The sequence below is a fragment of the Arthrobacter sp. NPDC080086 genome, from assembly GCF_040702285.1.
Window position 1 is genome coordinate 1 of sequence record NZ_JBFBKP010000042.1, and the last position, 11604, is coordinate 11604.

10 protein-coding genes are annotated in these 11604 nt (G+C 69.1%); 6 read left to right on the plus strand and 4 right to left on the minus strand.

What is annotated here, in order from left to right:
- Window positions 1-2 precede the first annotated feature (2 nt).
- Window positions 3-851 carry a hydroxymethylpyrimidine/phosphomethylpyrimidine kinase gene (locus AB0305_RS14380; RefSeq protein WP_364136458.1) on the plus strand — a complete coding sequence of 283 codons (849 nt, stop codon included), beginning with the start codon at window positions 3-5 and terminating at the stop codon, window positions 849-851.
- A 51-nt stretch (window positions 852-902) separates the two neighbouring features.
- On the opposite strand, the gene AB0305_RS14385 is transcribed toward AB0305_RS14380, so the two are convergent.
- Window positions 903-2651 carry a pyruvate dehydrogenase gene (locus tag AB0305_RS14385; RefSeq protein WP_364136456.1) on the minus strand — a complete coding sequence of 583 codons (1749 nt, stop codon included), beginning with the start codon at window positions 2649-2651 and terminating at the stop codon, window positions 903-905.
- A gap of 110 nt (window positions 2652-2761) precedes the next feature.
- On the minus strand, window positions 2762-4273 hold the full coding sequence (locus AB0305_RS14390) for a helix-turn-helix domain-containing protein (RefSeq protein WP_364136454.1): 1512 nt from the start codon (window positions 4271-4273) through the stop codon (window positions 2762-2764).
- A gap of 142 nt (window positions 4274-4415) precedes the next feature.
- Between AB0305_RS14390 and aceA the strand changes: the two genes are divergently transcribed.
- Both aceA and aceB read left to right on the plus strand, forming a co-directional pair.
- Window positions 4416-5747: an isocitrate lyase gene (aceA, locus tag AB0305_RS14395; protein ID WP_364136452.1), complete on the plus strand. Its 1332-nt coding sequence runs from the start codon at window positions 4416-4418 to the stop codon at window positions 5745-5747.
- 209 nt (window positions 5748-5956) lie between these two features.
- Window positions 5957-7621, plus strand: a complete 1665-nt coding sequence (aceB, locus tag AB0305_RS14400) for a malate synthase A (protein WP_364136450.1) — start codon at window positions 5957-5959, stop codon at window positions 7619-7621.
- A 188-nt stretch (window positions 7622-7809) separates the two neighbouring features.
- On the opposite strand, the gene AB0305_RS14405 is transcribed toward aceB, so the two are convergent.
- Window positions 7810-8997 carry an MFS transporter gene (locus tag AB0305_RS14405; protein ID WP_364136448.1) on the minus strand — a complete coding sequence of 396 codons (1188 nt, stop codon included), beginning with the start codon at window positions 8995-8997 and terminating at the stop codon, window positions 7810-7812.
- A gap of 192 nt (window positions 8998-9189) precedes the next feature.
- On the opposite strand from AB0305_RS14405, the gene AB0305_RS14410 reads away from it, so the two are divergent.
- Window positions 9190-9726, plus strand: coding sequence for a GNAT family N-acetyltransferase (locus tag AB0305_RS14410; protein WP_364136446.1), 537 nt, complete (start codon window positions 9190-9192; stop codon window positions 9724-9726).
- A 57-nt stretch (window positions 9727-9783) separates the two neighbouring features.
- A complete protein-coding gene (locus AB0305_RS14415) occupies window positions 9784-10488 on the plus strand; it encodes a DsbA family oxidoreductase (RefSeq protein WP_364136444.1) in 705 nt (234 codons plus the stop codon).
- A 23-nt stretch (window positions 10489-10511) separates the two neighbouring features.
- On the opposite strand, the gene AB0305_RS14420 is transcribed toward AB0305_RS14415, so the two are convergent.
- The gene (locus tag AB0305_RS14420; RefSeq protein ID WP_364136442.1) at window positions 10512-10760 is read right to left on the minus strand and encodes a hypothetical protein; all 249 of its coding nucleotides are present in this window, start codon (window positions 10758-10760) and stop codon (window positions 10512-10514) included.
- A gap of 190 nt (window positions 10761-10950) precedes the next feature.
- Here AB0305_RS14420 and AB0305_RS14425 point away from each other — a divergent pair, with 190 nt between their 5' ends.
- Window positions 10951-11589 carry a TetR/AcrR family transcriptional regulator gene (locus tag AB0305_RS14425; protein WP_364136440.1) on the plus strand — a complete coding sequence of 213 codons (639 nt, stop codon included), beginning with the start codon at window positions 10951-10953 and terminating at the stop codon, window positions 11587-11589.
- Window positions 11590-11604: the final 15 nt, after the last annotated feature.

Genomic DNA, 11604 nt, shown 5'->3' on the forward strand with positions numbered 1-11604 from the left:
CCATGACTTCCAACGCCGTGGACACCCAGACCACCCCCGCCGTCGCCCTGACCATCGCCGGTTCCGAGGCCACCGGCGGCGCCGGCGCGCAGGCGGACCTGAAGACCTTCCAGGAACTCGGTGTCTTCGGGATCGTGAACCTCACCTGCATCGTCTCCTTCGACCCGAAGGACAACTGGAACCACCGCTTCGTGCCGGTGGACCAGCAGGTCATCGCCGACCAGCTGGAGGCGACGACGGCGGCCTACGGCGCCGGGTCCGGCGCGCCGTCGGTGCTGGACACCGTCAAGATCGGCATGCTGGGCAGCCCCGACACCATCTCCACCGTCGCCACCGCCCTGTCCGAGGGCGCCTTCCGCAACGTGGTGCTGGACCCCGTGCTCATCTGCAAGGGCCAGGAGCCGGGCCACGCCCTGGACACCGACCAGGCGCTCAAGGCCCAGATCCTGCCGCTGGCCACCTTCGTCACGCCGAACCACTTCGAGGCCGAGTCGCTCTCCGGGCTGGAGATCACCGACGTCGAATCCCTGAAGGCCGCGGCCGTGCGCATCCACGAACTCAGCGGCGCCGCCGTGCTGGCCAAGGGCGGCGTGCGCCTGGCCGGACCCGACGCCGTCGACGTCTTCTACGACGGCGAGACCCTCGAGGTGCTCTCCGCGCCGAAGGTCGGCGACGTCGCCGTGTCCGGTGCCGGCTGCTCGCTGGCCGCAGCGGTCACCGCCGAACTGGCCAAGGGCGCCGCCCCGCTGGAGGCAGCCCGCGCCGCGAAGGACTTCGTCACCGCCGGCATCCGCAACCGGGTGGCCTCCGGCGCCCCGTTCGACGCCCTCTGGCAGGGCGGCCCGCGCTAACCGGGCGAAGATGCCGCCCGCGGCCCCGCCGCAGCAGCCGCAGCAGCCGCCTTACCGTCGCGGGATGTTCCGAAGGTTGCTGCGGGCCATGCTGACGGCCTCGCCCGCGCCGCGGTTGAGCACCACCTTGGACATGGCGGTGGCGAAGCCCAGCACCTGCGCGCCCTTGATCTTCGGCGGGATCGAGAGTGCCTTCGGGTCCGTGATCAGCTCCACCAGCGACGGGCCGGGGTGGGCGAACGCTTCCCGGTAGGCGTCGGCGATCTTCGCCGGATCGGTGACCCGGACGGCGTGGAAGCCCAGCGCCCGGGCCACCTGCGCGTAGTTGGCGTCCGGGACGTCCACGCCGAAGTCGGGCAGGCCGTCCACCAGCATCTCCAGCTTCACCATGCCCAGGGTGGAGTTGTTGAAGACCACCACATTGACCGGCAGCCGGTGTGCGGCCACCGTGATCAGCTCGCCCAGCAGCATGGACAGGCCGCCGTCGCCGGAGACCGAGACCACCTGGCGGCCGGGGTAGGCCAGCTGCGCGCCGATGGCGTGCGGCAGCGCGTTGGCCATGGAGCCGTGCAGGTAGGAGCCGATCAGCCGCCGGGTGCCCAGCGGGTTGATGTAGCGGGCGGTCCAGACGTTGCACATCCCGGTGTCGGCGGTGAAGACGGCGTCCTCGGCCGCGATCTGGTCCAGCAGCGACGCCGCGTACTCGGGGTGGATGGGCTGGGTCTTCTCCACCTTGCGCGTGTACGCCCCGACGGCCTTGTTCATCAGCCGGTCGTGCTTCTTCAGCATCGCATCCAGGAAGCGGCGGCTCTTCTTCGGCGTGACCAGCGGCATCAGCGCGGCAAGGGTGGGGAGCACGTCGCCGTGGACCGCGACGTCGACGTCGGTGCGCCGGCCCAGGTTTTCGGCGGCCCGGTCCACCTGCGCCGTCCTGGTCCCGGGCAGGAACTGGTCGTACGGGAAATCGGTGCCCAGCAGGATCAACAGGTCCGCGTCTTCGATTCCCTCCGCTGCCGCCCCGTAGCCCAGCAACCCGGTCATGCCGATGTCGTAGGGGTTGTCGTACTGCATGAAATCCTTGCCGCGCAGCGAGTGGCCGATCGGCGCCTTCACCAGTTCCGCGAGGGCGATCACCTCGTCGTGCGCGCCCTCGACGCCGGCGCCGGCGAAGATCGCGACCTTGCCGGCGTCGTTGATGGCGTCAGCGAGCTCCCGCACGCTGGCGGGGTCCGGGACCATCACCGCCGGCCGGAACGCCGCGGGGGCCGGGGTCTCGGCCGCCACCTCCAGCCCGGCGATGTCACCGGGCAGGGTCACGACGGCGACGCCGCGGAGGGCCGTGGCGTGCTGGATGGCGCTGTGCATCACCCGCGGGGCCTGTTCGGCGGTGCTGATGAGTTCGGAGTAGACCGAGCATTCGTTGAAGAGCCGGTCCGGGTGGGTCTCCTGGAAGAAGCTGCTGCCGATCTGCTTGCTCGGGATGTGCGAGGCGATGGCCAGGACGGGAGCGCCGGAGCGATTGGCGTCGTACAGTCCGTTGATCAGGTGCAGGTTGCCCGGGCCGCAGGAGCCCGCGCAGACGGCAAGCTTGCCGGTCAGCTGGGCCTCGGCCGCGGCGGCAAACGCGGCGGCCTCCTCATGCCGGACGTGGATCCAGTCGATGCCGCCCTTCGCGGCCCCGCCGGTCTTCCGGACGGCGTCCACAATCGGGTTGAGGCTGTCGCCCACGATCCCGTAAATCCGCTGCACGCCGGCAGCCTGGAGTTGTTCGACAAGCTGGGTGGCAAGTTCCTTGGCCATAGTGCACGCTCCCGGGGTGTAAGTCGATGAGCTGACACTGGCCACAATAGTCGCCCCGCCGACAAACCTTCCCCGAACGTGAGGGAGCGTCGGGAGGAGGGCTGGGAGCGTCAGGAACCGGAGTGGGCCTGCAGGAAGGAGTAGACCTCGGTCTCGTCCACGCCGGGGAAGGCGCCGGGCGGCATGGCGGCGAGCAGGTGCGAGTGGGCGCGGGCCGAGGGCCAGGCGTTGCCGGCCCACTCCGAGGCCAGGGCGGCGGGCGGGCGCTTGCAGCAGCTCTCGTCCGGGCAAGTGGACTTGGACCGCTCGGTGGTGTCCCGGCCGCGGAACCACTTCACCTGCGCGTAGGGCACCCCCACGGAGAGCGAGAATTCGCCGTTTGCGGAGCGCTCGGTCCGGGCCGTGCACCAGTAGGTCCCGGCGGGGGTGTCCGTGTACTGGTTGTAGGCGCTGAACTTGTCCGGGACATCGAACACCACGCGCGAGGTCCAGTTCCGGCAGGACGGCTGGCCCTCGATGGCGCCGGTGTGGTCCTGCGGGAACGTCACGCCGTCGTTCTCGTAGGCCTTGTAGATGATGCCGCTCTTGTGGGTCTTCTGGAAGTGGGTGCGCAGGTCCAGGTGCTCGGTGGCGAGGTTGGTGAAGCGGTGCGCGGCCGTCTCGTAGGACACGGCGAAGGCATCCCGGATGTCCTCGACGGCGATTTCCTTGGCCTGCTTGGCCCGCTGCAGGAACTCCACCGTGGCCTTCTCCGGCAGCAGCAGCGCCGCGGCGAAGTAGTTCGTGGCCACCCGCTGCATCAGGAAGTCCCCGTAGTTGGTGGGCGTCTGGTGGCCCAGGACGTAGTGGCCCAGGGCCTGCAGCAGCACCGACCGGGGGTCGTGATCGCTGCGGGCGTTCTGCGTGAGGTAAATTCTGCGGTTCTTCAGGTCCGTCACGGACCGGGTGGAATGCGGCAGGTCACCGACGTGGTGCAGGCTGAAACCCAGGTGCGCGGCGATGTCAGCGATGACGTGGTGGGACAGCGGACCGGAGGTGTGGCCCACGGCCGCGAGGACCTTCTGCGCCTCCGCCTCGTACTCGGGGAAGTAGTTGTTCCGCTCCCGCATCATGGCCCTCAGTTCGCCGTTGGCCCGGCGGGCCTCCTCGGGGGTGGCCACCTGCTCGTTGAGCCGTCGCTCCAGCTCGTGCTGCAGGCCCACCATCGACTCCAGCACATCCATCGGCAGCCGCGAGCTGATGCGGATTTTGGGCAGGTTCAGGGATTCATAGAGCGGGCTGCGCTGGTAGCGTTCCAGCTCGATTTCGAGGGCCGCGCGCCGGTTGGGCGGCTCCGCGCCGAGCAGTTCGTCGATGCTGACGCCCAGCGCCGAGGCCAGGTGCTGCAGCAGCCCCAGCTTGGGTTCGCGCTTGCCGTTTTCGATCAGGCTCAGCTGGCTGGGGGCGGTGCCGACGGCGGCGCTCAGGTCGTCCAGGGTCAGGCCGGCCGCCTTGCGCAGGTGCCGGACGCGGCGGCCCATGCTGATCACGTCCACCTCGGGTTCGGCGGGGAGGGCGGGGGCTGCGGTCTGCCGGTTCCAGCTGCTCGGATGCATTTTTTGAGAATACGGGAAGAACTGCATTTCTTTCCAGAGGTTTCGTCTAGAAAGCCTCTTGGAACTGCAGAAAAGTAGATCCCACAGAAAGTTTCACCGCTCCGGAATATCCGGCGGGTCCCCGCGAAGAGGCGGCCCCACCGGCCCGGGCCATCAAAGGAGATCAGTAATGACCGCAGCATTTGAGCCCAACCAGCAGCCGTCCGCCCAGGACTCCGCCACCGAGCAGGCTGCCGCCCTGGAGCTCGAGTGGGCTGCCAACCCGCGCTGGGAAGGTGTCACTCGGGACTACTCGGCCGCCGACGTCGTCCGCCTCCGCGGCCGGGTCTCCGAAGAACACACCCTGGCCCGCCGCGGCTCCGAGAAGCTGTGGAAGCAGCTCACCGGGGAGCACAAGGAAGGCAAGTACACCAACGCCCTCGGCGCCCTGACCGGCAACCAGGCCGTGCAGCAGGTCAAGGCCGGCCTCCGCGCCATCTACCTATCAGGCTGGCAGGTCGCCGCGGATGCCAACAACTCCGGCCACACCTACCCGGACCAGTCGCTGTACCCGGCTAACTCGGTTCCCACCGTGGTCCGTCGCATCAACAACGCCCTGCTCCGCGCCGACCAGATCGAGTTCTCCGAGGGCATCCAGACCGTCGAGGACTGGATGGTCCCGATCGTCGCCGACGCCGAGGCCGGCTTCGGCGGCCCGCTGAACGCCTACGAGCTGATGAAGTCCATGATCCAGGCCGGTGCCTCGGGCGTGCACTGGGAAGACCAGCTCGCCTCGGAGAAGAAGTGCGGCCACCTCGGCGGCAAGGTCCTCATCCCCACCCAGCAGCACGTCCGCACCCTGAACGCGGCCCGCCTGGCCGCCGACGTCGCCGGCACCCCCACCGTCGTCATCGCCCGCACCGACGCCGAGGCAGCCACCCTGATCACCTCCGACGTCGACGAGCGGGACCAGGAATTCATCACCGGCGAGCGCACCGCCGAGGGCTTCTACAAGGTCCGCAACGGCATCGAACCCTGCATCGCCCGCGCCAAGGCCTACGCCCCGTACTCCGACCTGATCTGGATGGAGACCGGCACCCCGGACCTCGCCCTGGCCCGCAAGTTCGCCGAGGCCGTCAAGGCCGAGTTCCCGGACCAGATGCTCTCCTACAACTGCTCGCCGTCGTTCAACTGGCGCAAGCACCTCGACGACGACACCATCGCCAAGTTCCAGCGCGAACTCGGCGCCATGGGCTTCACCTTCCAGTTCATCACCCTGGCCGGCTTCCACGCCCTGAACTACTCGATGTTCGACCTCGCCCACGGCTACGCCCGGGAAGGCATGAGCGCCTACGTCGAGCTGCAGGAGAAGGAATTCGCCTCCGAAGCACGCGGCTACACCGCCACCAAGCACCAGCGCGAAGTCGGCACCGGATACTTCGACGACATCGCCACCGCGCTCAACCCGAACGCATCCACCCTGGCCCTGGTGGGATCCACCGAAGAAGGCCAGTTCCACTAACGCTTACGACGGCGGCGCTTGCGTCCGGCCTTCGGTCCGGCGTTGCTCTGCCTGCTATTCCCCACGGCCGGCCTCGACCTCGCTGAGCGAGGACGACGCCGGCCGCAGGGCCCCTTTTACGCAGGCTGCCGCAACACCGGCACCTTCGACCTCGTGCGTACGTCACCAACCGCCGTCGAACTTCCTTCTTGCATTGAGGAGCAAATGAAATGAACAGCTTCACTGACAACTTCACCATCAACGGCATCACGTTGACCGCCCAGCCGATTTGCCGGCAGAGCGAGGTCCTGACGCCGGACGCGCTGGCCTTCATCACCAAGCTGCACCGGGCGACGGCGGAGCGGCGGCAGGAGCTGTTGCAGGCCCGGCGAGACCGGCGCCAGCAGATCACCCGCGGCCAGGATCCCCGGTTCCTCCCGGAAACCGCCGCCATCCGCAACGACCCCGAGTGGCGGGTCGCTCCCCCGGCACCCGGGCTGGAGGACCGCCGCGTCGAAATCACCGGCCCGGTGGACAAGAAGATGGCCATCAACGCGCTGAACTCCGGCGCGAAGGTCTGGCTAGCGGACATGGAGGACGCCTCCACGCCGTCGTGGCGCAACGTCATCCAGGGCCAGCTGAACCTCACCGACGTCCTGGAGCGCCGGATCGACTTCACCTCCCCCGAGGGCAAGGAGTACAAGCTGCGCCCCGCCGAGGAACTGCCCACCATCGTGGTCCGTCCCCGCGGCTGGCACCTGCCGGAGAAGCACATGCTGATCGACGGCGTGCCGGTGGCCGGCGGGATCGTCGACTTCGGCCTGCATTTCTACCACAACGCCCGGCGGCTAATGGCCCAGGGCAAGGGCCCCTACTTCTACCTGCCGAAGATCGAAAACCACCTCGAGGCCCGGCTCTGGAACGACATCTTCATCCTGGCCCAGGACCTGCTGGGCATCCCGCAGGGCACCATCCGCGCCACCGTGCTGATCGAGACCATCACCGCCGCCTTCGAGATGGAGGAGATCCTTTACGAACTGCGCGAGCACGCCGCCGGGCTGAACGCCGGCCGCTGGGACTACATCTTCTCGCTGATCAAGAACTTCCGGACCCGGGGCCCGCGGTTCGTCCTGCCGGACCGTGACCAGGTCACCATGACCCAGCCGTTCATGCGGGCCTACACCGAACAGCTGGTGCGCGCCTGCCACAAGCGCGGCGCCGTGGCGATCGGCGGGATGGCCGCGGCCGTCCCCAACCGCAAGGACGAGGCGGCCAACGCCATCGCCCTGGAGAAGGTCCGTGCCGACAAGACCCGCGACGCTGCCGACGGCTTCGACGGCTCCTGGGTGGCGCACCCGGACCTGGTGCCGGTGTGCCGCGAGGTGTTCGACGGCGTCCTCGGCGAACGCCCGCACCAGCTGGACCGGCTCCGCGAGGACGTCACCCCCGACGACCGCGCCCTGATCGACATCGCCTCCACCACCGGCACCATCACCGAACGCGGCGTGCGGATCAACATCGAGGTGGGCATCCGCTACATCGAATCCTGGCTCCGCGGTAACGGCGCAGTGGCCATCCACAACCTGATGGAGGACGCCGCCACCGCCGAGATCTCCCGCTCGCAGCTGTGGCAGTGGATCTTCTCCCGGGCCATCACGGACCAGGGCGACGTCATCACCCGCGACTGGATCGAGGACATGCTGGACGAGGAATTCGCGAAGCTGGAACGCTTCGAAGGGGACCGGTTCGCCGACGCCCGCGACATCTTCGAGGAGGTCACCCTCAGCAACGAGTTCCCGGCCTTCCTGACCCTGCCCGCCTACGACCGGTATCTGCACGAGGCCCGCGACGGTGCCGACTCGGCCATCAAGGCAGCGGACCTGGTGGCCGCCTAACCTGCGGGCCCGCACAGGATCGCCCGCACAGAATTCCGTCCGCCGGGCCGCCACGCCCTTCGCAACAGGCCCCCCGAAATCCGGGGCGGCAGCCCGGCAACGGAACCCCTTCCCGCCCGACAACGGCGTCGAACGGATACGTCAGGCCCATGACCCGAACCCGGGTCGTGGGCCTGACGTGTTGGTTCCTAGTGCGCGGCCTTCGGGATGTGCCGCAGGGAGAGGGCGCAGCCGATGTTGAACATGGCCACGGAGCCGAGGATCATCAGCAGCGGTCCGGTCCAGGAGGCCGAGACGCCGTGGACGAAGCCCATCAGGGTGGGGGCCACGGCGCCGAAGGAGTAGCCGGCGCCTTGGACGATAGCGGAGAGCCGGCCCGCGGAGGCCTGGTCGCGCGCCAGCTGAATGATGGCGATGAAGATCAGGGTGATGCCGCCGCCCTGGGCCACGCCGCCGAGGGCGGACCACAGCCACCACAGCTGCGGGGCCAGCAGCAGACCCACGGGAACGGTCAGCCACAGGGCGCCCAGGGTGAGCCCCACCGTCGTCGTCGACGCGAATCGCGCCGCCAGCGGCACGCCCAGGCCACCGGCAATCGCCAGGATCTGGAACAGCGAGGAGCCGGCGCCGGCCGCGGAGGGGGCCAGGCCGATTTCGTCGGCCAGCAGGCTGGGAAGCCAGGCGGTAACGCCGTAGTAGGAGAAGGCCTGGCCGGCGAAGCCCGCCGTCAGGGCCACGGTGATCCAGGGTGAGGCCGGTGCGCCGGTTGCCTTGGCGGGGTCCGAGCCGGGGATCGCTTCCGGGCGGATCGAGCGGCGCCCGACGGCGAGCGCCCAGACCGCGGCGGCGGCGAGGGCGAACAGCGCGCAGGCCGCGATTGCCGGGCGCCAGCCGAGCCATTCGGCCAGCGGGGCGGTCACCATCGAGGTCACGAAAGAGCCGATGTTCAGGGCCGCGGTGTAGGTACCCATGGCGGCACCCTGCCGTGCGGGGCTGAAGTCGCGGCGGATGATCAGCGGCACCACGATGTTGCCGATCGTGATGGCGATGCCCAGGATCACGGTGCCGAGCATCACCAGCGCGCCGCCGCCGGAGGAGCGGACGACGACGCCGAGCAGCACACCCAGCAGGGTCAGTGTCACGGCAAACTCGGGCCCCAGCTTCCGCCCGGTCAGCGAGGCCAGCGGGGCCGCGAGGGCGAAACACAGCACGGGGATGCCGGTCAGGAAGCCGATTTCCACCGGCGAGAAGCCCAGGTCGGTACGCATGTTCTGCACCACGGGGGCGACCGCGACGAACGGGCCGCGCATGTTCAGGGCGATCAGTCCGATCGCCAGCATGATCAGCCAGGCCTTGGGCTGTCTGGCGGCGGCCATCACGACAGCACCCGCCCGGGGCGGGCACCTTCGGTCGGAGCCGTGACGGGCCGGCTGAAATATGTTTTCATCAATCCCATTGCTATCACGGCGTCCCGGTGCCGGGCCCCCGCCGCGGCCAGATGACGCACCCGGCACCGGCCGTACCCGTTCGACTGACTCATCGCCCGACACCGGGACTAGGGTTTTGCTATGACCCACCTGATCCGGAAAGCCATCCCCGCGGACGCCGGCGCCCTGGCCGGGCTGGCCGCCGTCACCTTCCCGCTCGCCTGCCCGCCCGAGTCGCGGCCGGAGGACATTGCGGCGCACATTGCCAACACCCTGAGCGAGCGGAATTTCCGGGACTACCTCGCCGACCCGGACGTGACGGTGCTGGTCCTCGACGTCGACGGCGCCCTGCGCGGCTACAGCCTGCTGGTGGACCGGCCGACGCAGGATCCGGACGTGGCCTCCGCCCTGGGCCTCACCCCGGCCGCCGAACTCAGCAAGTGCTACGTGCACCCGGACCACCACGGCGTCGGCGCGGCCGCCGAGCTGATGCGGGCCAGCGTCGCCGCCGCGGCCGCCACCGGTGCCCGCGGGCTCTGGCTGGGGGTCAACAGCCAGAACGCACGGGCCATCCGGTTCTACGAAAAGTCCGGTTTCCGGCAGGTAGGCACCAAGTCCTTCCGCCTGGGCGACACTGTGGAACACGACTTCGTGCTGGAGCGTCCGCTCGCGGACTGAGCCGCTCCGCCGTCGTCGTCCGGGAATGCCCCGAGGGGCATCGCGGTTGTCGAGAGCATGAAGATTGAGATTTGGTCCGACGTCGCGTGCCCTTGGTGCTACATCGGCAAGCGTCGTTTCGAAACCGCCCTGGCCGCCTTCCCGCACCGCGATTCCGTGGAGGTGCAGTGGCGCAGCTTCCAGCTGGACCCGAGTCTGCCGGAGCACTATGACGGCACCGAGCTGGACTACTTGAGCACCCGGAAGGGCCTGGACCCGCAGCAGGTCGCCGGCATGTTCGACCACGTGGCCGCGCAGGCCGCCGGGGAAGGGCTGAACTACAAGTTTGGCGACGTGGTGGTGGCCAACAGCTTTGCGGCCCACCGCCTGATCCACCTCGCGGCGGCCCACGGCAAGCAGGATGTCGCCAAGGAACGGCTGCTCAGCGACCACTTCGAGCACGGCCAGGACATCGGCAACCGGTCCTACCTCACCTCGCTGGGCCTCGAGCTCGGGATTGACGCCGCCGAGGTCGACGAACTCTTCACCACCGATAAGTACTCCGACGCCGTCCGCAACGACATCGCTGAGGGCCGGGCTCTGGGCGTGAGCGGCGTGCCGTTCTTCGTGATCGACCGGAAGTACGGAATTTCGGGCGCCCAGCCGGCCGAGACGTTCAGCGCGGCCCTTGACCAGGCCTGGCAGGAGAGCCAGCCGCTAGTGATGGTTGACGCCGCCGGCGCCGACGGTGCGGTCTGCGGCCCGGACGGCTGCGCAATCTAAGCAACCGTCAGGCTAAGCGACCCTCAGGCGGGCTGTGCCAGATCCACGGCGCGGCCCGCCGCATCCGGTACGCACCGGATGATGTCCAGTGCCTCGACGTCCAGCAGCTTCCGCGCCCCGGTCCGGGAATCGAGGATCCAGAAGAGCTCCATCAGGGGCACCGTCTGGGTCACCCGACCGCGGTGGAAAAGCCTGCCGTTGTGCCAGGCCTCGACGTCGTCCCCCACCGACAGCTCCGCGCACGTCGTCACGGCCGTCCCGTTGTCCTCCATAAAAATGCTCCTCCCCAGCGTCCGCCCCGCCGTCGGGGCTCCCATGGTCCCCAGCTTGCCCCGCCCACGTTTCGGCGGCGTTTCCGGCAAGTGATATTTCCGCGTCACGAGCAGAGGGCCGACGGCGGGGTGGGAGGGCTGACGAGCAGCCCGCCGGAACTTTACTGACAGATCGCGCTAAAGTGTCCGTATGCCCAGGATTACGGCCGCGAGCAACGCCGCCCAACGCGCCGAGACCCAGCGGCGGATCCTCACCGCCTTCGGCGAGCTCCTCTTCACGCACGGGCTCCCCGGGCTGACCATGACCGACGTCGCCCGGCACGCCCAGATCGGCCGCACCGCCGTCTACAATTACTACGCGGACATCGAAGAGCTCCTCATCGCCTACGCCTTGGACGAGACCGAGCGTTTCCTGGTGGAGCTCCGCGAGGCACTGGCCGGCCTGGACAACCCGGTGGACCGCCTGGCGCTATACGTCCGCGCGCAGGTGGCGGACCTCAGCCGCCGGCACCTGCCGCCGGGCCCGGCGATGGCCGCCGTCCTCTCCCCCGCATCCTTCGCGAAGCTGGCGGACCACGTGGGCGAACTCAGCGTCCTGCTGCAGGACATCCTCCGCGACGGCGTCGCCCAGCACTACCTTCCGGACGCGGACATCGGGCAGCTCGCCCAGCTGATCCACGGAACGCTCTCCTCCAGCGCCGCCCGCGGCGACGGGGCCGGGGCGGATCCCGAGGCGGAAGCACGGATCGCGCGGACGGTTCGGTTCGTCCAGCTCGGCGCGGGCGCGCGGTTCGACGACGCCGGGCAGCCCGTGCGCGTCTCGGCCTGACAGTTCAGCGGGTTC